The following is a 24026-nucleotide window of genomic DNA, read 5'->3' on the forward strand; positions in this document are numbered from 1 at the left end:
AGTATCCTTCTCTCACGTTATATTTTTATCAAAAACAAATACCGAAACTGCAATATCTTCTTCTACTTTCATATCTGAAAACAAATTCACTAATTTCGCTCCAACAAGTTCCTCCAAATGTTCACGGGAATTCGCAGCATACACTTCTTGAATCATTTTCGTTCTAGCCATATGAACCATTTCCGCACCGTCCATCGTACTTGAAATGAATTTTTCAGTAGGTGTTAAGTTTCCATAAAGAGTCGCTATAGCCATATTTTCTGCAAAAACAGTATGAATTCGTTCTGGTCCTTTTCCGAAAAGTTCCTTTCGAAGTTTTCGTATCATATCATTAAATTCATGTACTTTTTTTGACATACAATCATACCTCCCAAAAGCCTCATTTTACTTTATTATATATTTTACCAAAATGAGCCTTCCGCCCAAACTATTTCGTACAAATATTTGGGCGAAAAGGTTCACTTCATGAAGTTTATTCGTCTTTTAACCCTTTCCCCATACCTTTTAAGAAATGAAGCCCAAACCCGATAGCACGGTTAATATCTGGGTCTTTCAATACTTTCATAAGATCGAATACCCCTACTTTTTTATTACTTTCTAGATGTTCATTACCTTCTTCTAGCCCGACTAATAAACTACCTATAAGCTTTTTCGTAAGTTCTGGGTCAAGTTCAGTTAACGCACCTGCAGCGCCCATCATATTATTAATTAAATTTGTAACAGGCTCACGAGTTACTTGACCTAGAACAATCTTTGCAATTGGTTCTTTCGCTTTTAGCATAGAATTTGCAGCTTCTAGCATTCCAATGTCATTTAATTCCCCTACTATATTAAACATCTGATTTAGAGCTTCTTCATTATTAGTTAGAAGCTCTTTTAAATCATCTAATTTTTGCTGTTTTATTTCTTCCTCAGTTAATTCTTGTTTTTGAATCATTTTTATAGGTGCAGCCATAGTTTTCTCCTCCTACTTATCCGTTAAATGCACATACCCTGGACGTGCCCACTTACGATGTACCTCAATGCCAGCTTGAGGGTGACGTTTTTTATTGCGTGGGTTCGCTTTTGGCATCGGATTTTCGCCATCAACTTCTAACACTTCCATACGTACTTTCGTTTGTTTATACGCAGGTGTATTCGTACGTACGTCCACAGCAGGACCTGTTAAGAAATTAATTGCTGTTTCGTTATCTGTAGAGTTCATCGGTAAATATAACTCATTCGCTTTTACACGATCTGTAACGAGTGCACGTAATTTTAATGCTCCAAAAGGAGAGACAAGACGAACTAACGAACCTGTTTTTACGCCACGTTCTTTTGCAAGGTCTGGAGAGATTTCAACGAAAACACCAGGTACTTTCGTTTGAATACCTGTTGATTTATTTGTCATATTCCCTTCATGGAAATGCTCAAGCATACGACCGTTGTTAATGTGAAGGTCAAACTCGGCTGGAAATTCAGCTGGACGTACCCAGTCAGCAATCGCAAAACGAGCTTTTTTATCTGGGAAGTTAAATCCATCTTGGAACAGAAGTGGTGTATTCGTTCCATCAAAACTTCCCCAATGGAAACTGTTCCATCCTTCAAGCACTTCATAGCTCGCTTGCGAGAACAATGGTGATAAACTTGCCATTTCAGCAAAGATTTCACTTGGGTGGCTATAATTCCAGTTTGCACCTAGTTTATTCGCAACTTCCTGGACGATCCACCAGTCTGGTTTCGCGTCTCCTAGCGTAGGAAGAACTTGATATAATCTTTGGACACGGCGCTCTGTATTTGTGAAAGTACCTTCTTTCTCAAGAGATGGCGCTGCTGGTAATACAACATCTGCATACTGAGCAGTTTTAGAAAGGAAAACATCTTGCACAACGAAGAAATCAAGGCTCGATAACACTTCATGTACATGATTTGCATTAGAATCTACAAGAGCCATATCTTCTCCGACAAGATACATTGCTTTCATTTTTCCTTCGTCAATTGCGTGAAGCATTTCAATATTATTAAGACCTGGTTCACTATCAATTTTCACTCCGTAAGCAGTTTCAAATTTCGCACGTTCCATTTCGTTAGTAACGTGCTGATATCCTGGAAGCCATCCTGGTAAAGTACCCATATCACAAGCACCTTGTACATTATTGTGACCTCGAAGTGGGTATGCACCTGCTCCTGAACGACGATAGTTCCCTGTCGCAAGAAGTAAGTTTGAAATTGCAGCGGAAGTATCAGAACCACCTGTATTTTGCGTTACCCCCATACCCCAAAGGATACATGTACCATCTGCATCACGAATCATTTCAGCCATTTGAATAAGTGTTTCTTTTGAAATACCTGTTACTTCTTCTGCATATTCAAGTGTATATTCTTCTAGGCTTTCTTTGAAATCTTCAAAGAAGTTTACATTCTCATTAATAAATTCCTGATCATGCCAACCTTGATCAATCATATATTTCGTAACAGCCATTAACCAAACTTGATCTGTTCCTTGTTTTGGACTAATAAAGACATCTGATCGCTCTGCCATTTCGGTTTTACGAAGATCAGCTACAATTAACTTTTGTCCGTGTAATTTATGTGAACGTTTAATACGTGTAGCTAGAACAGGATGACCTTCCGTTGGATTACATCCTACAATAATAACAAGACCAGATTGCGCAATATCTTTAATCGTTCCGGCATCACCGCCCATACCAATTGTACGGAACAAACCATCCGTTGCTGGTGATTGGCAATAACGTGAGCAGTTATCAATATTATTCGTTCCAAATACTTGTCGAGCTAATTTTTGAATTACATAATTGTCTTCATTTGTAATTTTAGAGGAAGAAATAAATCCGATAGAACCTTTACCGTACTCTTCTTTAATAGCGCCTAATTTATTTGCAACTACATTCAGTGCTTCTTCCCATGTAGATTCAACAAACGTTCCATTTTTACGAATTAAAGGTTTTGTAATTCGTTCTTTAGAATTTACGAAATCCCAACCAAATTTCCCTTTTACACAAGTGGAAATTGCGTTAACTGGTGCATCTGAAGATGGCTGTACTTTAAGGATTTTACGCCCCTTCGTCCACACTTCAAATGAACAACCTACACCACAAAATGTACATACTGTTTTCGTTTTCTTCGTACGAGTATCACGCATAGCCGCTTCCACTTCTGATACCGCAAAAATACCGCTATACCCAGGCTCAACTTCTTTAATTAAATCTACCATCGGTTCAAGAATATCTGGCTTTAATCCCGTCATAAATCCAGCTTCACCGAGCATCGTTTTCTCCATTAAAGCGTTACAAGGGCAAATCGTTACACATTGACCACAGCTAACGCATGAAGAATCATTAATATTTACTCCTTCATCCCAAATAACTCGTGGGCGTTCCGCTTCCCAGTCTATCGATAACGTTTCATTTACTTGTAAGTTTTGACACACCTCAACGCATTGACCACATGCAATACATTGATTAGGGTCATAGCGATAAAACGGATGCGTCATATCAACTTCACTTACATCAACTTTCGGTTCATAAGGATATTTTTGATGTTCGATTTCCATTAATTCTGCTGTATTATGCAGTTTACAGTTCCCATTGTTGTTGTCACATACTGTACAGTATAATAAATGATTTTCTAGTAACCGATCCATCGCCTCTGTTTGTGCTTCTTTTGCGCCAACAGAAGCACGTTCAATGTTCATACCTTCCGTTGCTATCGTCGAACAAGAACGCATTAACTTTCCGTCAACTTCTACAATACAAGTGTCACATGTTTGAATAGGATCTACTTCTGGCACGTAACAAATTTGCGGATGTTCAATCCCGTTCTCATTAATAACACCCAATATCGTCGAACCAGGCTCCGCTGTATACTTTTTTCCGTCAATTGTAATATGAACCATGTTGTCATTCATGGTCTTTCCCCCTTTTTGAGAATAAAAAAACTCCACCACGAAAATATACGCACCATATTTTTGGCACGCTATCATCATGGTGGAGTAGTTTATTAGCACATCTTGCTAAAATACCAATCCATTTATTCATAAATAAAACGATAGATTCATAACAGGTCATATCACGATTCCATCTTTAACACTATAATTATAGCGTTAAATGTACAAATATACAATATAAATTTTAAACTGCGCATATGTCTGTATGTAACTATCCATAATAACCCATATAAAGTTCAACGAGGAATAAGGTGAATATATGGGATCTTTTCGAAAATGGATAAAGGGCGAAAAATCTTTCTCTACACACGAGCAATCTGAAACTGTATTAAATAAAGAAATTTCTTCCTCCATGCCGCTTAATCTTAAACACTTATCCAAATTATTTAGTGGTATTCCAGAATTAATTACACGCACTTTCCCGTTAAAAAACGGAAAAGAAGCTGCTCTTATATATATGGAAGGACTTGTAGATAAAACTGTTATTAATGTAGATATTCTTCGGCCTCTCTTATTTAAAGAATGGAATGAAGATGATTTTTGGGAATCTTCTGTTTCTATAGGGAATATTAAAAAAGTTCAGAAGTGGATAGACATTGAGCAATCTCTCTTACATGGCAAAAGTATTTTATTTATAAACGGTCAATTATCAGCTTTAGAACTAGATACACAAGCGGCGCCAAAAAGGAGTATTGAAGAACCTACAACAGAGACTTCCATAAAAAGCTCACACGAAGGATTTAATGAAGTGGCAAGTGATAGTATCGCACTTATTCGTCGCTATATTCCAAATCGCGAATTAAAAGTGAAAGAATTCACTGTTGGCGAACGAGCAACCTCTAAAGTTTTTTTACTTTATCTTGCAGATGTTGCAAACGAAGATATTGTACAAGATATGGCATGCCGCATCGAATCAATCAAAGTAGATGCTATTCTTACTACCGGTGAATTAGAAGGATTTGTTGAAGATAATTCTTATACTCTCTTCCCACAATTGTCTATCACTGAACGTCCTGACACAACGGCACATCATATTTTGAATGGGAGAATTGCTGTTGTTGTAGATCGCTCACCAGGCGTATTAATAGGACCTATGACCTTTTCATCCTTTTTCCAGACGATAGATGATTACAGCTTCAGACCTATGATTCCATCTTTTATACGACTCCTTCGTTTCACTGGGCTATTTATTGCAATATTTGCTCCAGCTCTTTATATTGCTATGATTTCCTTCCATTATGAAGTGATTCCGCTCAAATTGTTGTTAACGATTGGAGAATCTCGAGCCAAAATTCCTTTTCCCCCCATATTAGAAGCTTTATTAATGGAATTAGTTCTCGAAATGCTCCGAGAAGCAGCGATTCGGCTTCCTGGGCCTGTTGGACAAACAATCGGCGTCGTAGGAGGAATTGTAATTGGACAAGCTGCGGTTCAAGCTGGGATTGTTAGTAACGTTATGGTTATCGTCGTATCAATTACTGCGGTTGCCTCCTTCATTATTCCCAACTTAGAAATGTCAGCAGGAATTCGGCTTCTTCGATTCCCAATGATGATAGCCGCCTCTTTATTTGGCGTCATTGGAATTATGGTTGGAATGGCAATTATTATCATCCATATTCTTTCTATGGAATCACTTGGTGTGCCATATGGTAGTCCTTTTTCTCCGTCATATGCTTCGGATTTAAAAGATACCCTTGTACGTTTCCCATGGAAAATTATGAAGAAACGGCCACTATCTCTACAATTAAAACAAGATAACCGGCAAAGAGATGTTGAGGAAAAGGAGGAGAATAAGTGACAAAACGTGCAAAGAGGGAGATCACTTTATTTCAATACATTTTAACTATTAGTGGTGTTCAAGTCGGGTTCGGCGTACTTACACTTCCGCGTGAAGTTGCACAAGGAGCGAATACAGATGGCTGGATGTCTATTATTATCGGATGTGTCATTACTACTTTAGTCAGTCTATGTATTGTAAAAATCATGGAAAAACATCCAGGATATACTTTACTTGATGTGCTGATACGCTATCTTGGAAAATGGCTAGGAAGAGTAGTAATGATTTTTTGGATTTTATATGCCGTACTCGCAGCTGTTTCCTTAATTTTTTCCCTCTTATACGTTATTCATATTTGGATTTTACCTAGATCTCCTATGTCTTTAATTATGATTTTGTTATCTATTCCAATGCTTATGCTTGCATGTAAAGGGGCACTTATTATTAGTCGTTTTGCTGTTTTTACTGTCATCTTTACACTTTGGATGCCATTATTATTATTTATTCCTCTTAAAGATGGGTATTTCATATATCTTCTTCCTCTCATCAAGGAAGGATGGCTACCAATTCTAAACACCGTGAAATCAACTATCATTGCGTTTCTCGGATTCGAGTTTGCATTTGTCCTTTATCCTTATTTAACTAACAAAGCATCTGCAAAAAAGGAATTATTATTGCGAATTTGATTACGTTATTTATTTATCTTCAAATCACGTTCGTTTCTTTTATTTATTTTAGTCCAGATGGTATAACAAAGTTTTTATGGCCGACTCTTTCTCTTGTTACACCGTTTCATTTCTCATTTCTTGAGCGATTTGAAATTATCTTTTTGTCATTTTATCTCTTTATTATTTTTGATTCCTGTATTCCTTATATTTTCACTGCTTCAGATGGAATTAATCAATTACTTAACAAAAAAGGGAGTTCATTACCTATTTATTTTTTATTATTCGGGTGTATTTTCATCTTATTCTTTTATATCCCTTCTTCTTATCAGATAAGTGCGTTGCGGGAATTTTGGGGAACTGCTAGTTATTTTATCGTTTTTCTATTCCCAGTTGTATTTCTCTTATACATGACACTTTATCAGCATTGGAAAAGGAGAAAAGTTTAAATGAGACGCTTTATTCATTTTATTATATTTTGTTTTCTCATAATTTTTTTAGTAGGTTGTGAAGATCGGCTTGATTTAGAAAAACAATCCATCTCATTAATTTACGGTTTTGACGCAAAAGCAAAAGGAAAATTAATTGTGTATCACGTAAATCCTATTTTTAATGAAGATGTAGAGAAAAAGTACGAAATTCATGAAGCGAAAGTACATACACCTCGAGAAGCAAAAGATACGTTTAACAGTTCAAGCAGCGGTTTAGTGTCCACAGAAAAGTTACAGCTCATATTGTTTAGCACGAATTTTTTAAAACAAGAAGGAGCTATGCCTTATCTGGATGTTTGGTATCGCGACCCTAAAAATACAGGAAATATGCGCATGGTTGCAGTAGATGGCCCCATTTCTTCTGTTATATATAATAATTTCAAAGATAAGCCTGCTCTTCCTGAATATTTAACAGATTTAATTAATACGAATAAACTATACAATCGGACCGTGTTTACGACATTCCATGAATTTCATAGACAAACTTTTAATAAAGGTATAACACCTGCTATCTCAGAAATAAAAAAAGGAAAGAAAGATATTATCGTTACCGGTTCCGCACTATTAACTTCTCGCGGAATCTATAAGATGTCTTTAAATCGATATGAAAGTGCCCTCCTTCTTCTATTACAAAAGAAGGCCAATACACCAGTTTCTCTTACAATGAAGATCCCTTCTACTCAAGTTGAAAATAATAGTGATTTAAAAGATACAGACGGCAAAGATTTCGCAACAATAAATGTTCTTAGCATGAATCGTGACATTCACACAGGCTATAACGATAAACACTTCAAATTTAATATTGCAATGGATTTTAAAGTTTCCGTATCTGAACTTACATTCAACATGGATATAGACAAAGATAGAAAGAAATTAACTTCTCTTATTACAAAACAGCTAAACAAAGATTTAAACGATCTAATCCACAACATTCAAAAACAGCAACTTGATCCATTTGGATTTGGTGATTATGCGAGAGCATTTCACTATAAAGAATGGAAACAAGTTGAAGATGATTGGCCGAGTGCCTTTTCAAAAGCTAATGTGAAAGTCGCACCAACTATTAAAATTTTAGAAAATGGGATTATTAAATAGCAAAAACACGCTACTTGTTCTTATATGAATAAGTAGCGTGTTTGCATTTCCATTACAAGTATTATTTCAATGGACTATACTTTATTTCTATTTCTAACATTACTATGTTTTTTAGCATATACAAAATATATGAAAACACCTATTATAATCCATGCAACAAAACTAATTAAAGTAAGCTTAGAAAGATTCAAAGCTAAATATATACAACTTACTATCGAAACGATAGGTAAAAAAGGTACTAGAGGAGCACGGAATGGCCTCTTCATATTAGGATGTGTCTTTCTTAATACAATGACAGCTATAGATACAAACACAAACGCTGTTATCGTTCCCATATTCACTAAATTAGCTAATAAATTCAAATCCACTAATCCTGCTAATAAAGCTGCTAGTATACCTGTAACCCACGTATTAAAAAATGGAGTTTGTAAACGTTTATGGACACTTGAAAGTCTTTGTGGTAACAATCCATCTCGACTCATCGAGTAAGATACACGAACAAATGCAAACATAGCTACTAACAGAACTGTTGTTAGCCCTGCTATCGCTCCCACCGATAACAACCCAGCAATTCTATCTTCTCCTACAGTGCGCAACGCATATGCAACCGGATCAGCAACATTTAATTCCGTAAACGGAACCATTCCAGTTAACACGAATGAAACACCTACATATAGAACGGTACAAATGAACAAGGAAACAAGTAGCCCAATTGGCACGTTACGTTGTGGACGCTTCACTTCTTCTGCGGCTGTTGCAACTGCATCAAATCCTAAAAAAGCAAAAAATACAGTAGCAGCGCCCCCTACCACACCGTGAAAACCAAACGGTAGAAATGGTTGCCAATTCTCTGGTCTTACATATTGTGTCCCTACAACAATAAATCCTACAATAACAGCCAGTTTAATAATAACCATTATATTATTTATTCGTGCACTTTCTTTTGCACCACGGCTTAATAAAAATGTAACAACTAAAATAATAAGAACTGCTGGTAAATCAATGATTCCACCCTTCCCCATTCCTGGTGCCGAAGCAAAAATCGTAGGAATGTGAATATTAAAACCTAGTAGCAATGACTGAAAATATGCTGACCAGCCTGCTGCAACCGCAGAAGTCGCTAATAAATACTCCAGCATAACACACCAGCCAACTATAAATGCAAAAATCTCACCTAGTGTCATATATGTATATGAATATACACTTCCCGAAACTGGAACTGTAGATGCAAATTCAGCATAACAGAAAGCCACACATGCACATATAATTGCCGCTAATACAAAAGATAATACAATCGCCGGACCAGCATGTTTCGCTGCTACAATACCAGTTAATACGAAAATACCTGTACCAATAATTGCTCCAATACCTAAAAGAGTTAGATCAATCGCTCCTAAAGTTTGATTCAATACTTTTTTCTTTTCTTCATCCATTGCTTTCTTTATGAAAAGACTCATTCTTTAAAACCTCTTTTTCAAGTTTATCTCTTACTTGTTACATTCTTTATTACTGTTCTATTTTAAAAATAAAAATATACATAGTTCACTTCCCCTATAGACTTAGTAACCACCTCAAAAAAACAGAAAAATCAATCTTTTTATGTCGTATTGAATTTTCAAAATATTAATCGTACCAAAAAACCATTAAGAATGCTGATTGAATTTATCATACAATTAATTATATTGTCAATAATAAATCACTCAAAAATAATCAGTTAATTATGTATCAAATGTTATTTTTATACATAATTATTTTCTCGAAAACATTGTTGTTTTCCAACTTAATATTCATACGCATTTTATTACATTGATTTTCATACAATTTTCATTACATACAATGCAATAAAAATCATAATAACCCCAAACGAATTATTATTTAAAAATAATAATTCGTTTGGGGTTATGTCACCATTTTAATACTAACAAAAAAGTGCAGATTTTCATCTGCACTTTTTTTATTCTTCCACTTCAGCTTCTGCACTACTATTTTCAAGATGCTCCTTCTGAGCTTCCTCTTGCAGCTCCGCTGAAATCATCCCATAATAAAGTTCCGGATATAACCCAAATATTTGATATACACTTCCTAAAAACGGCATCAGAATCCCTCTTTTCTAAAGTTGTATTACCACTTTTAAGGATTCCCTTTTCATTCATTATACATTCGTTTTTGGCGTTTCTTCTTCATCTTGAACACTTAATAAATTTTGCCATTTTTTATACGGAGCGCTATTTGGATCTACATATCCTTTCGCATGCGAGCGATCCCACAATTGTTTAATAAACATTTCTTTTTCTTTCTTTGCCACCATATCAGCACCTGTACCGTAATAGTTCTGGAAATACAACTCGATTTCATCAAGGAATAGTCTTAATAATTCATCTGATGTTTCTTCTAACGTCGGATCATACTTCGCTTCACGGTCATACATTAAAATCATATCTAAAAGATTGTGGACATGTTCTTTTCTAAGCCATCTTACATCTTGGGCTCCTAATACGAACGGATGTGTATATAAATGTCCACCTTGTATCATCGCCTTTTCTTGCTCTTCTTCAAATCGTGACAAGATGTTTTCATAAATAAACGGATTATGAAGCAACGCTCTGTGTAATTTATAACTTTCGCTTGAAATATTTTTCCCCATCGACTGAATTAAAAAGCTACGTCCTACACCGTTATATTGATACACAAACTGTCCATCAACAGCAACTAAACTAATCCAGCGATACATATATGCGTATAGTAATGCACGATTACATTTATCATAATCTAATTTTGTTTGAGTCGCGTTTAAATCTGGCATAAAGGCTGGTAAGTGCCAATACTTATCCAAATGCGGCGTTAAACTAGATTTTTTACTATTTAATTTGTTTACACGGCGATAATACGATTGGAAATAGTCACCTTTATCATTCATAAATCCGTTTGAAATATGTCCTGATGATAATTTAGGAAAGTCTTGCAGCGATAAGCCATAATGCGCTCGATAACAGATCACTTCAAATGGTGAAAAGGCTTCATGTACTGTATCTTTTTCTTTAAACATTTCTTGAATTAATTCCTCTTGCAGCTCTTTCTTTAAAGAAGGATGTATACCCCAATATTGTAATTCCCTATGATGAGCAACTTTCGGAACGAATGGACTCGCTAAATGGAACAGGTCTTCAATTTTTTCACGAACGTATTCATCGCGATCACGTTTCTTATAATCTGCTTCTTTTCGCAACGCTTCAATAATATTCAGTTCTAATTTATCACGATAGCGTACTTGCAGTTCGTCATAACAATAGCTCAGTATATGTTCGCGGTAGAAATCCTCTACCTTTTTCGACTGAATCTCTTCTGTTTTCGCATCACGACAATATTCCCCGTACAAACTCATATAAATTTCCGCTGATATATCTTTCGGTAATACACCTAAATTTAAATGTTGCTGCATATCTTGCCATATCTTTTCTTGCAGCTGTTCCTCAGCTAATACATATACATTCGTCGGGTTTGTTTTTCCTTCAAATTCCTTACTGCGCTTTTGGATTTCGAACAGTAAATTTTCACGTGTTTCATGTAAATTATCAAAAAATCTTTCCCAATATTGAATCATTTTATTCACTGCTTGATATAGCGATTGATATACAAGTTCTAATAGCATTTCTTTTCGATATTCATTTAATTTGTGTACATATTGCGTTACGATGTCTTCAAATTCTCTTTTGAATAAACGTTGCTGATTATTAATCATTTTTCCAAACCAGCCTTGTTGTTGAGCAATTTCCACTCGGCGTACAGCCGTTACCGTCCCATCAATATTACCCACATTAAATTTTTTATCGTAGTTTTGAATTACATTACGCTTTTGTTCATTATTTTCATGTAGTCGATTCATTTTTTCTACTAACTGCTTTCGAATTTCATATAACATAAAACGTGCTGCTACTGGGTGAACTGGATCTGTTTTTTTAAAAACCATGTATTTAATTGATAGGACTGCCCTTCAGAACCACTTGGTGAAAAGCGATCTGATTCAATCATGTCATATAAAAGTGTCGTTACATGTTCATGTACACGGCTCGGAATCGCATAGGCATATAAACGAACCGCATGATCCACTCTTGCTACTTCACCTTTCATTTGTTCCATCATTTTCAGTTTCGCAGCTGAAATTTTACACTCATGTTGCAGACGATTTAATTCCTCATCTTTTTGCACCGTACGTTGTACATAACTTTCTACTGCCTCTAAAAATAGTTTTGATTTCGCAACTCCAAGCTTACCACCCTCTGCTCCTTCACGCGTTTCATTATACATTTGTCTATAGAAAATATGCGCTTGCTCTGGACGGGTAGCAAGATGTTCCAAATCCTCTAAATAACTTTTGCCACGTTCAGGTTTTTCACGCTGCATACCACGTTTTACATCTTGGTCATATCTTTGCTTCTTCTCTTGAAATAGTTGATCTAAATGTAGCCACGATTCATCTAAACCTTGCACAGCCCATTTTAAAGCACAATATTTTAACACGTGTTCATATGGATAAATGAGCTTTGCCGTTCCTGCTCCGCAATATCGCCCTTTTCCGCTCGATTCTGCCAATTGCTGAATTTGATTGTCTTCCTGCGCAAAATGACTTGTGGACATCGGGCTAAATAACTGTAAATAAATCGTATTTGCCATCTGTTCCATATAGTCTGATAAATTGTGTAAATGGTGTCCATGTAGGTTTTCGTAATCGTATAAGAAACAATAATTGTACGGTAAATGATGTTGTTTAATTGTATGATTCGTTCTTCCGTCTTCATCTACTTGATCAGGGCGATACTCTAATTCAATTGTTACACCGCCGCGTTTTGATAATTGCCCAGTAGAACCGAGTGTAATAGCATGTAATTCTTTTAACGATGCATAGCCGTTCGCTTGCACCGTTTCAAACTCTTTCGCACTAACTGTTCTCGTCTTTACTAAAACATCCGGCATTAAAAACGCACCGCGTATTAAAATGTTATGATGCTGCAATTTCTTCCGAAGCATTTCACGTAAATATAATGCAATTTGCAGAAACATCCCCGAACCTGTTCCGCCTGCTAGTGATGTTACTATAATGACACGCACACCATATTCTGTTTGATCACTTGTAACCGGAAAAATTTTCTCAATTTCTTGCCAAAAGGACGTTAATTTATCTTCTTTCATCGCAGCACGTAACGCTAAACGTGAAATGACGCGTAACTGTCCTGCTCCTTCTGTTAATGGTTTATCAAGTATAGTCGGATCCATCGGAAACCACTCTGGGATTGTTGGATCTCCTGCAATATACTCCCTGGGCGTTTTACTAGAACTCGTTTGTGTCTTAAACTTTCGAATATGATCAAATTTACTCAATGTATTCACATCTGTATCAAATACGTGCATTGCTACCTTTTTCCGGCGCTCTTCAGGCAATTTTTCATATATTTGATGCGTCACAGTACTACCGATTCCACCTAAACCAATTAATATTGTTGGAACTTGTAATGTCATGTGAACCACCTTCCTATTCTTGCTTGTTTGAAAAAAGGGAAAGAGAATCAATACTCCATCCCCTTCTTTTCCCTATCTACTATTCACATTCGTACTTGTAAATCTCCTTACCATATCCCCTATCAATTAGTAAAAGTTCATTTGGATATAGTGTCTTATGTTCCATTCCTACTTCATCCTTTGTTATAAACATCCCATCAATAATCATTCCAACTACTTGTGATTCTTTCGCTACAAAGACAGATTTCGAACCTTTCTTCGCTATAAACGTAACGGATTGCACTGTTTTTCTTTCTGCTCTAAATGGGATACCAAAATAATGGTTCCACCATTTATTTCGAAGTAATTCTGGTTCAGATTGATATAGCCAATCTTTCGCTACCTCTTGATCCCATTCATAATACAGTAGTGCTTTCCGGTGAAATCTTGGCCGAACAATCCATCCTAAAACAATGATTCCTACTACTAGTAGTAATAAAGTGATAGGAATGACAAACTTAAAAATAAGCGCATATTTTTCATAAAACGGAGCATCTTGAATATGGAATATTATGTTTTTCTTTACTTCTTGTAATTTTGAATCCTGCATTACGATGGTAGCTTCTACGGTGCCGGTATCTGTAAAATTAAATGTGTCGGAGTAATAGGGACGAGGATAAACATAGATCTGATTTCCATGTTGCGTTATTTCATAATTGATTGATTGTTTAGATGTGACACCAGTAGATTTTAATAGTTTTTTTACAGCTTCTTCTGTCATCGGCTTACCATCTAACTGTGGCTGCAAAACAAATGGTTTACTATTCTCTAAATTTGTCACTTTTTCTTCATAATCTTTTGTAACAGTTTGAAGTGATAATTTTGGTTTCTCAGCTGTTTCAATTTTAAATTCTTTCGTCTGTCTATAAAACCCCTTTATATTCATATGAACTTTCCCGCGTACTAACCCTTTACCAAGCTTAGTTTCGTAATAAAACACATGCCTTTTATCATCCCACTTCATCGGATATTGTTTTCCGTCTATTTCTACTTCTGCCTGAAAGTAAGAAGACTGAACTGGCAACTCCGTAGGCTTCGCTTCAATAACAGCAGTAACACCTTCGTACATTTCCTCTACATTTTTTTGACTACTATCATCTTTGTCATAAGTAGAAACCGTATAATTAAGCGCCGGTTCAACTAGTACTTGTAGTCCTTCTTTCTCAATGTCCTGGTCCACTTCTATCGTATAAGTTCCTGGTTTAATAACTTCCTGATTTTCCGTACTTATATGAACTATATTTCCGAACAATTTTGCTTCTCCTGGTGCATGTATGGAAAAAGAAGATTGTAATTGTAATGGTTTAGAAATTTGTGTGACCTGATAATCGGGCAGAGAAGGCGATTGTCGTACAAGCGTCATACGCTTTAATGGAAACGGTGTTGTAATCTCTACTCTTTTCCCCACTACTTTCGTTTTTACAATCGATTCAACAGAGGAGAATGGATCACGATTTGCAACTAATGCTGCCACTTGATTTACACTTTTTACAATGCCATCTTCTCCGCTTGACGGCATCGTAACACCATTTATCTCTTTCTTCCATATTTCTTTGAACGTGTTTAATTGTTCTTTTTCTTGTTGTCCTAAATCTTCTTCCATCGTAATTAAGACTGGATGTAACGATATTTTTTTTGCATCCATTTCTTTCTTAAACTGGGCTAATTTCTGCAAAATTTGTTCTTTTCCGCCAACCTTATCTTTCTCTAAATCATTAAATGCCCCGTCAGTTAATACAATAAGCCAAAATTCACGTTTTCCATCTATATCTGCTTCCTTTTTTATAGATTGCATCGCCGTTTCTACCGCGCTAAATGGAGTATTTAAATACGTTTTCCACGCTCCAATTCCCTCAATTTCTGTTTGCCTTTTATCCTTCGTTAACGAAATGTTTAATGGATCATTCGGCTTACTCATTGGAACGTAAGAAAATTTATCTTTTTCATCTAATAGCGCAACTAAACTTTGCAAAGCATAATTGGCATATTTCCAGCGATCGTTATTTCTCATGCTGCCCGAATCGTCATATACAAGTGAAACGACCCTTTCCTTTGCCTCCTCTCCTTTTGCAAAAGCTGATAAAGGTAAACATATAAATAGAAACAACATGAACGTGGCACAAATTCGGATTTTCATGATGAGGCTTCGCCACCTTTGTAGACAAATTCCTATGTTTAAATTTATGAGAGGAAACAAGATATATGACTTGTATTTTAGGACAACTAACCCACCATAACTTTATTATGTAAACAGATCAGACACTTGGTAATATTCCTTCTAGCATTCTCTATCCAATTATATAAGTAAAAAAGCCTGTTTAAGCTCCACACTTAAAACAGACTTTTCCTACTTTTTATTTTAAAAACACATAACAAAAAGTTTGATTTTTGACTTAACACATCACTTCTATTGTAAATCCACCAGGTGCTTCAACGTAAAACGTATACGCATGGGCATGCTTAGGAGGCTCGACCAAAAATCCATCTTCCTTCAATCTTTGATTTATCTTATCTACTTGTTCTTCACTTTCTTGTGGAAATCCTACATGAAATGTTTTTGGATACTGAACTTCTTTTCCTTTCATTAACGTTAGTATAAATCCATCATTATCACGCATAACTGTAAAGGCATTCCCCCTTGTTCCACTACAAATTAAACCAAAATACCTCTCTAAAAACTCTCTAGCTGCTGTTACATCTGTAACTGTTAAATTAAGATGTTTAATTCCCAATCCTTCACCTTCTTTCTCAATTTTCTAATATTTTATCATATAAAGTGAAACTTGAATCAATGGGGTTTTGTTCATCCCCCACTGATTATTAGCCTTCACCAATCGGGCATTTACGGGCAGTAGATCCCCTACCTAACTTCTTTGCTTCCGCTGAATTTTGAGGTGGGGGTCTTACTGCCCACAAATAGCGTGACAAATAAAAAACACGCCTTTCACAGCGTGTTTCATTGCTTTACATACACTTCAACAATCGGATTCTCTTTATTATCCGCATGCAAGCGTATATTCTCTTCACCTGTATTATAAATACTAGCTAATAACATTATCGTTAACACATTAGGTGTCTTCGCATCACTTCCGTATTTGCTCTCAAGCGCTTCCTTATATTCAAAATCTAAATCCCCCTGCACATATGTATACACTTCAAAACCATCTTCTAAATTGCAAACTACTGTATCAATAATATCTGCCCCTACTTGCTTCTTCATTTCCTCTCGTAACGCTTCAATAAAATCTTCCCATGGTACTTCGTATGTCTGAAACTGATCTGTAGATTTCATGCCTTTTCCTCCTTATATATCCTCTTCTTATATTTCCCCTTTCCTATAACAATTATGATAGATAGGGCATTCGTACAAGCCGCACTTGTCCCCCTTACATATCGTATTACTGTAATGCGGAAGGAGGAAAGAATATGCATAGACAAAAATGTTATGATACATGCCAACGTTATTTCGGAAAAGTTGTTCGGATTGAAGACCGTGATGGCCGTATACATTTAGGTAAAATAATCGATTTGACACAAAACTCTGTATGGATCGAACCGGTGCAACAGCGCTCATCTTTTGATTCAGGATTCGGATACTATGATGCTTATGCAAACGGTGGTTGTGACCTTTGCGGCGGCCTTAGCAGATGTGATAGTTGCGGATTTGGATGCGGTGGTGGATTCAGCAGTTGCGGATGTGGTGGCCGTGGTTGCGGTAGTTGTGGTGGCGGCGGCTGGGGTGGCGGCGGTTGTGGCTGGGGTGTTGAACTCGGATTTGGTTTCATCTTCGGAATTACATTAGCTGCATTATTTTTCATTTAACATAGTAAAGAGTTGACTACCTTTAGCCAACTCTTTTTCTTTATTTTTCACATATAAAAATACGATACCCTAAAATGTGTTGGTACATAAGCCGTACATTTTCATGCTGTACCCACGCCTCATATAACTCATTCGGAATATGTGAGGATACATTCCATTCTGGCTCTTCTACATAGCCAGAGATCGTTTCTGCAATCGTGCCACCGCCAGCAATTGTGATTCTTTTAAAATTTGCTTTCTGAAATAATTGTACCCACTCATTCTCAGTTAATAGTTCTTTCATGCCATATAATTGGACGATTTTTTCTTCCTCACCCTTATCAATGTGCCTATCAATAATCATTTCAATGACAACAAGCTTACCATCCTGCTGTAATACACGATAACACTCCGAGATAACCCTTTCTTTGTCTGTAAAAGCGATGATTGATTCTCCAAGTACGAACTCAAATGAGTTATTCAAACACGGTAAATTCTCTATATTTCCTTCAATTAATTGTATATCTAACCCTTCAAACAACCATCTATCTTTTGCCTTTTGAATCATAATTTCATTCTTTTCAACCGTTGTTACTTTATAACCAAATTCCCTTGTCATATACGCTGCTGTTTTCCCCGTACCGCAACCTATCTCAAGGACATTCGCTCCATATTTAAAAGGCAGGTGTGCTAACAATTGTTTTGTTAACGTAAAGCCACCAGGATGAGCACTTCCTATTCCGTAATAAGCTAGGAAATCGATGTATGTGTTTCGCTTCATGGGATTCTCCTTCAAGTTTTCTATAATACATATATTCATCCAGAAAAAAATAGTGCACAGAAAAAAAGCATTTTCAAGTGCAATGTTGCAACTTGAAAACGCTTTTTCCTTTTACTATTTCTCTTCTACATACGCCCATTTGAAACTATATTCCGGACTAATATTATGTTTCACAATTCCCTTTACATTTGGTTTCATAACATACGATCTACCACTTTGATATAAAGGTACGAGCGCTACATCTTCTTCAAGTAACAATTTTTCTGCTTTCCCTAACTCTGTCCAACGTTTTTTTGCATCAGCCATCCATTCCGTCTTACTTTTATTAATAATGTCATCATATTTTGAATTTGAGTAGCTCATCTGGTTCTGCGAATTTTTTGTCTCAAACATATCAAGATATGTCATCGGATCCGCATAATCTGGATTCCAGCCGCCATATGAGAAATCATAATCTTGGTCTGATTCTAATTTTAGCTTTTGCTTAAATGGCTGAAGTTTAATATTTACTGTTACACCCTTTAAATTCTTTTCAACTTGATCTTTTACATACTCCCCAACTTTTTTCGCATTACCAGTATCATAATTTAATAGCTCTATTGTTACTTGATCTTTTCCAAGTTCTTTTTTCGCTTCTTCCCAGGCTGCCGCTGCCTTTTTAGAGTCTTGTTTTAAACCATTTTTAAACGTTTCTGCGAAATCTTTACCGTCTGGTCCAGCTGCTAAACCTTTTGGTACTAAATAATCCACTGGTTTTGAGCCATCATTTAAAATGACATTCGTTAAAGCTTTCTTATCAATTGATAAAGCAATTGCTTCACGTAATTTTTTGCTCTTTAACGGTGTATCTTGCCCACCTCGTTTTTGATTTAAACGTAAGTAAAACGTACTTGTTTCTGAATATGCTCCAAACTCCTCTTTATTGTTTCTATATTTATCAACAAATTCTCCTGATAAAAGTGCGAAATCAATTGCACCTGTATCATATAAATTTACTCTAGTAGCCCCTTCTTTTACTACACTATAATTGATTTCATCCAGTTTCACTGTCTTTTTATCCCAATACTGATCATTTTTCTTTAATTTCCATCCTTGCTCATGCTTCCAATCAGTAAGTACAAACGGTCCATTATAAACTGTCGTATCAGACTCTAAACCGTATTTATCTCCTTTTTCTTTTACGAACTTTTCATTTAATGGATAGTATGACGCGAATGCCATTAAATTTAAGAAATATGGTACTGGTCTTTCTAATTCGACTTCAAGTGTATAATCATCTACTGCTTTTACACCTAATGTAGAAACTTCTGCTTTCCCTTGATTTATTGCCTCTGCATTTTTAAGATAGTAAGCAATAAACGCATACTCAGCAGCTGTTTTTGGATCTACTAGACGTTGCCATGCAAATACGAAATCTTTCGCTGTTACAGGGTCACCGTTTGACCATTTTGCATCTTTTCGTAATTTGAATGTATATTTTTTGCCATCCTCGCTTTTCGTACTAGATTCTGCCGCTGCTGGAATTGGCTTGTTATCTTTATCTAGACGATATAACCCTTCCATCGTGTTTCCTAAAATTTGAGAACCTAACGTATCTGTATTTTTAGAAGTATCCATCGTCGGAATTTCATTCGTTTCTGTACGATTCATTACTTGCTTTGCCGCATATTTAATATCGGATTTTTTCTCTTCCCCACCACTATTAGACGTCGTAGTCGTTTTCTTCTCCCCACCAGAAGATCCAGAACATGCTGTTAACGCCACACTCATTGCTAATACTGGCGCTACAACCGCCGTAAACTTTTTCATCTTTTTCTTCATTTTTGTACCCTCCCCAATTATATGTACGAAACTAACTTTGAGAGATTTCTATTTTAAATTATCAGAAAATTATCACTAATTATTATTCTACTAATTTTTCTCGAATTGTAAAGTATTTTTAATAATATTCATAATAATTAATTCATTTACTTCAATAACAATCTATTACTACTATACGAATTCTCCCACATCTACTATATGTAAGTACCACTTTTCTTATTCTTCTCTATTTAATTCAATAGTAAAAGAGCGTTCTAAAAATCATTTATCTACCTTTAAAACGCTCTTTTTTATTATTTCCCTTCCGTTACATAAGCCCACTTAAAGCTATATTCTGGACTAATATTGTGTTTCACAATTCCTTTAACATTCGGTTTCATTACATACGCTCTTCCTGTTTGATATAAAGGAACTAACCCAGCATCTTCTTCAAGGAATAGTTTTTCAGCTTTCCCTAACGTTTCCCAACGCTTCTTCGCATCACCCATTAATTCATTACCTGCTTTTGATACCATATCATCATATTTGGCATTTGAGTAACTCATTTGGTTATATGGGCTCTTCGACTCGAACATATCAATAAACGTCATTGGATCCGCGTAGTCTGGACTCCAACCTGCATAAGAGATTTCATAATCTTGTGCAGTCTCTAATTTTAATTTTTGTTTAAACGGCTGAATCTTTGTATTAATCGTTACACCTTTTAAGTTTTTCTCAATTTGATCTTTAACATAATCAGCAATCTTTTTCGCAGTTCCATCATCATAACTTAGTAATTCAATTGTCACTTGATCTTTTCCAAGTTCTTTTTTCGCTGCTTCCCAAGCTGCTGCACCTTTTTTCGGATCATATTTCAAACCATTTTTAAATGTATCTTGGTAATCTTTACCATCTGGTCCTGTCGCAAGTCCTTTTGGAACCAATTGATCAGTTGCTTTTGATCCATTATTTAAAATTACATTTGCCAATCCTTTTTTATCAACTGATAAAGCAATTGCTTCACGAAGTTTTTTACTCTTTAACGGTGTATCTTGTCCGTTACGCTTTTGATTTAAACGTAAGAAGAATGTACTTGCTTCTGAATACTCACCGTACTCATCTTTGTTCGATTTATATTTATCTACAAATTCTCCTGATAGTAATGTAAAGTCAATTGATCCTGTATCATATAAGTTTACTTTCGTCGCAACTTCTTTTACTACACTATAATTAATTTCTTCTAATTTCACAGTTTTATTATCCCAATATTTATCATTTTTCTTTAGCTGCCATCCTTGTTCATGTTTCCATGAAGCCATAACGAATGGCCCGTTATACACTGTCGTGTCAGCTTCTAAACCGTATTTATCTCCTTTTTCTTTTACGAATTTTTCATTTAGCGGATAGTATGACGGGAATGCTAATAAGTTTAAGAAATACGGTACTGGTTTTTCTAATTCTACTTCTAGCGTATAATCATCTAACGCTTTTGCGCCTAATTCTGTTACAGGTTTTTCACCTTTATTAATTGCCTCTGCATTTTTAATATAGTAGGCAATAAACGCATATTCTGCCGCTGTATTTTTATCAAGTAAGCGCTGCCATGCGAATACGAAATCTTTCGCTGTTACAGGATCACCATTTGACCATTTTGCATCTTTACGTAGTTTAAATGTATATTTTTTGCCATCCTCGCTTTTCGTACTAGATTCTGCCGCAGCCGGGATTGGCTTATTATCTTTATCAAGACGATATAATCCTTCCATCGTGTTTCCTAAAATTTGTGCCCCTAACGTATCTGTAGACTTAGAAGTATCCATTGTCGGAATTTCTTGATTCTCTGTACGATTTAACACTTGCTTCGCTGCATATTTAATATCAGACTTTTTATCTTCCCCACCACTAGACGTCGTAGTTGTTTTCTTTTCTCCACCAGATCCAGAACACGCTGTCAACGCCATACTCATCGCTAAAACTGGCGCTACAACCGCCGTGAACTTTTTCATCTTTTTCTTCATTTTTGTACCCTCCCCCAATTATATGTACGAAACTCATTTTGAGAGATTTTCTGATAAATATTTATCAGAAAATTCTTATTAATTAATATTCTACTGTTTTTTCTAGTTTTGTAAAGTTATTTTTAAAATATTTAGAAAATTTATTTTACTTAACATTAACAGTCTGTTTTCTATGACCATACTACAGATATCCCCCATCTACTACCTTTCGTTTTTTCTCTACTCTTCCATTTTCGCATTGAATTGTACAATAAAAAAAGTGCTTCAAAGCAGGTAGACTGCTTTGAAGCACTTTCACAACTGTTATTATTTTTCAGTAACATATGCCCACTTATAGCTGTATTCTGGGCTAATATTATGCTTAACAACACCTTTTACATGCGGTTTCATAACATAAGATCTAGCACTTTGATATAAAGGTACAAGGGCTACATCTTCTTCAAGAAGTAATTTCTCTGCTTTTCCTAGCTCCTCCCAACGTTTCTTCGCATCAGTCATTAATTCCCCACCAGCTTTTTTAATTATTTCATCATATTTCTGATCAGAGAAACTCATTTGGTTATGAGAGTGCTTACTTTCAAACATATCTAAATATGTCATTGGATCCGCATAATCTGGGCTCCATCCACCATATGAAATATCATAATCTTGATCTGATTCTAATTTAAGTTTTTGTTTAAACGGTTGAAGTTTAATATTTACTGTTACACCTTTTAAGTTTTTCTCAATTTGATCTTTTACATATTCCCCAACTTTTTTCGCATTACCAGTATCATAGTTTAAAAACTCAATTGTAACTTGATCTTTTCCAAGTTCTTTTTTCGCTTCTTCCCATGCAGCAGCTGCTTTTTTCGCATCTGGTTTAATGCCGTTTTTAAACGTTCCTTGGAAGTCTTTCCCATCAGGTCCAGCTGCTAAGCCTTTCGGCACTAAATAATCTGCAGGTTTTGATCCATCATTTAAAATAACATTTGTTAAATTCTTTTTATCAATTGATAGGGCAATTGCTTCACGTAATTTTTTACTCTTTAATGGTGTATCTTGTCCACCACGTTTTTGGTTTAAACGTATAAAGAACGTACTTGGTTCGTTATACACCCCATATTCCTCTTTATTATTTCTAAATTTATCAACAAATTCACCTGTTAATAAAGCGAAATCAATTTGACCACTATCATATAAATTCACATTAGTTGCTGGCTCTTTTACAACACTATAGTTAATTTCATCTAATTTTACAGTCTTTTTATCCCAATATTGATCATTCTTCTTCAGTTTCCAACCTTGCTCATGCTTCCAATCAGTAAGAACGAACGGTCCATTATATACAGTTGTATCAGATTCTAAACCGTATTTATCCCCTTTTTCTTTTACGAATTTCTCATTTAATGGATAGTACGATGGGAATGCTACTAAATTCAAGAAGTATGGTACTGCTTGTTCTAATTCAACTTCTAACGTATAATCGTCTACTGCCTTAACCCCTAGTTCAGTTACAGGTTTTTCTCCTTTATTAATTACTTCTGCATTTTTAATTGGGAATGCGATAAATGCATACTCAGCAGCTGTTTTTGGATCTAATAAACGTTGCCATGCAAATACGAAATCTTTCGCTGTTACAGGATCACCATTTGACCATTTTGCATCTTTACGTAATTTAAATGTATATTTTTTACCATCCTCACTCTTCGTACTTGATTCTGCCGCAGCTGGGATTGGTTTATTCTCTTTATCTAAACGGTATAAGCCTTCCATTGTATTCCCTAAAATTTGAGAACCCAAAGTATCTGTACTCTTTGAAGTATCCATTGTTGGAATTTCCTGATTTTCTGTTTTATTGAACACTTGTTTCGCTGCTAATTTCCCCTCTGATTTGCTATCTCCGCCAGAGCTAGAATTTGTACTTGTCTTCTTATCTCCACCTGATGTAGAACATGCTGTTAATGCCATACTCATTGCTAAAACTGGTGCTACAACTGCTGTTAGTTTTTTCATTTTTTTCTTTTTCACTTTCTGTACCCTCCCTAATTCTTAACGCTCTCACTTAAGAATTTTCTGATAATTCTGTTTTTCTTTATATATTTATCAGAAGATTCTTA

The 24026-nt window shown here is 35.6% G+C and carries 15 protein-coding genes and 2 pseudogenes; 4 read left to right on the top strand and 13 right to left on the bottom strand.

Going from position 1 to position 24026, the window contains the following annotated elements:
- Positions 1-12: 12 nt before the first annotated feature.
- From JFU02_RS08710 to fdhF, 3 genes are all read right to left on the bottom strand, one after another.
- Entirely contained in the window at positions 13-357 is a 345-nt protein-coding gene (locus JFU02_RS08710; RefSeq protein WP_000039582.1) for a Na-translocating system protein MpsC family protein, read from the bottom strand.
- 115 nt (positions 358-472) lie between these two features.
- The gene (locus JFU02_RS08715) at positions 473-955 is read right to left on the bottom strand and encodes a helical membrane plugin domain-containing protein (RefSeq protein ID WP_000729897.1); all 483 of its coding nucleotides are present in this window, start codon (positions 953-955) and stop codon (positions 473-475) included.
- A gap of 12 nt (positions 956-967) precedes the next feature.
- On the bottom strand, positions 968-3907 hold the full coding sequence (fdhF, locus tag JFU02_RS08720) for a formate dehydrogenase subunit alpha (RefSeq protein ID WP_061665764.1): 2940 nt from the start codon (positions 3905-3907) through the stop codon (positions 968-970).
- Between the two features lie 298 nt (positions 3908-4205).
- On the opposite strand from fdhF, the gene JFU02_RS08725 reads away from it, so the two are divergent.
- The 3 genes and pseudogenes from JFU02_RS08725 (at position 4206) to JFU02_RS08735 (ending at position 7974) form a co-directional block, all read left to right on the top strand.
- Positions 4206-5744: a spore germination protein gene (locus JFU02_RS08725; protein WP_000534544.1), complete on the top strand. Its 1539-nt coding sequence runs from the start codon at positions 4206-4208 to the stop codon at positions 5742-5744.
- A pseudogene (locus tag JFU02_RS08730) lies at positions 5741-6837 on the top strand (endospore germination permease). The gene JFU02_RS08725 and the pseudogene JFU02_RS08730 overlap by 4 nt, the downstream one beginning before the upstream one ends.
- On the top strand, positions 6838-7974 hold the full coding sequence (locus JFU02_RS08735; RefSeq protein WP_098838346.1) for a Ger(x)C family spore germination protein: 1137 nt from the start codon (positions 6838-6840) through the stop codon (positions 7972-7974).
- Positions 7975-8048: 74 nt separating this feature from the next.
- On the opposite strand, the gene JFU02_RS08740 is transcribed toward JFU02_RS08735, so the two are convergent.
- The 6 genes and pseudogenes from JFU02_RS08740 to JFU02_RS08765 all read right to left on the bottom strand — a co-directional run bounded on the left by JFU02_RS08740 (position 8049) and on the right by JFU02_RS08765 (position 16819).
- On the bottom strand, positions 8049-9431 hold the full coding sequence (locus tag JFU02_RS08740) for an APC family permease (RefSeq protein WP_061665765.1): 1383 nt from the start codon (positions 9429-9431) through the stop codon (positions 8049-8051).
- Between the two features lie 497 nt (positions 9432-9928).
- The gene (locus tag JFU02_RS08745) at positions 9929-10069 is read right to left on the bottom strand and encodes a hypothetical protein (protein WP_001116193.1); all 141 of its coding nucleotides are present in this window, start codon (positions 10067-10069) and stop codon (positions 9929-9931) included.
- Positions 10070-10126: 57 nt separating this feature from the next.
- Positions 10127-13488: pseudogene (locus JFU02_RS08750) on the bottom strand (tubulin-like doman-containing protein).
- A gap of 79 nt (positions 13489-13567) precedes the next feature.
- Positions 13568-15664, bottom strand: a complete 2097-nt coding sequence (locus tag JFU02_RS08755) for a vWA domain-containing protein (RefSeq protein ID WP_000702066.1) — start codon at positions 15662-15664, stop codon at positions 13568-13570.
- 256 nt (positions 15665-15920) lie between these two features.
- Positions 15921-16259 (bottom strand): VOC family protein, encoded by a 339-nt coding sequence (locus tag JFU02_RS08760; RefSeq protein WP_061665768.1) that lies wholly within the window; start codon positions 16257-16259, stop codon positions 15921-15923.
- 224 nt (positions 16260-16483) lie between these two features.
- On the bottom strand, positions 16484-16819 hold the full coding sequence (locus JFU02_RS08765; RefSeq protein ID WP_000842886.1) for a hypothetical protein: 336 nt from the start codon (positions 16817-16819) through the stop codon (positions 16484-16486).
- 134 nt (positions 16820-16953) lie between these two features.
- Here JFU02_RS08765 and JFU02_RS08770 point away from each other — a divergent pair, with 134 nt between their 5' ends.
- Complete coding sequence (locus JFU02_RS08770; protein WP_000554969.1) at positions 16954-17349, top strand: hypothetical protein; 396 nt, start codon at positions 16954-16956, stop codon at positions 17347-17349.
- Between the two features lie 40 nt (positions 17350-17389).
- Here JFU02_RS08770 and JFU02_RS08775 read toward each other — a convergent pair whose 3' ends face one another.
- The 4 genes from JFU02_RS08775 to JFU02_RS08790 all read right to left on the bottom strand — a co-directional run bounded on the left by JFU02_RS08775 (position 17390) and on the right by JFU02_RS08790 (position 23937).
- Positions 17390-18109: a class I SAM-dependent methyltransferase gene (locus JFU02_RS08775; RefSeq protein ID WP_098838345.1), complete on the bottom strand. Its 720-nt coding sequence runs from the start codon at positions 18107-18109 to the stop codon at positions 17390-17392.
- Positions 18110-18223: 114 nt separating this feature from the next.
- On the bottom strand, positions 18224-19930 hold the full coding sequence (locus JFU02_RS08780; RefSeq protein ID WP_000728480.1) for a peptide ABC transporter substrate-binding protein: 1707 nt from the start codon (positions 19928-19930) through the stop codon (positions 18224-18226).
- 293 nt (positions 19931-20223) lie between these two features.
- The gene (locus JFU02_RS08785; protein ID WP_086407543.1) at positions 20224-21927 is read right to left on the bottom strand and encodes a peptide ABC transporter substrate-binding protein; all 1704 of its coding nucleotides are present in this window, start codon (positions 21925-21927) and stop codon (positions 20224-20226) included.
- Positions 21928-22233: 306 nt separating this feature from the next.
- Positions 22234-23937, bottom strand: a complete 1704-nt coding sequence (locus JFU02_RS08790) for a peptide ABC transporter substrate-binding protein (protein WP_000727527.1) — start codon at positions 23935-23937, stop codon at positions 22234-22236.
- Positions 23938-24026 lie beyond the last annotated feature (89 nt).

The sequence above is a fragment of the Bacillus sp. TH13 genome, assembly GCF_016651175.1.
GTDB classification, from domain to species: domain Bacteria; phylum Bacillota; class Bacilli; order Bacillales; family Bacillaceae_G; genus Bacillus_A; species Bacillus_A thuringiensis_S.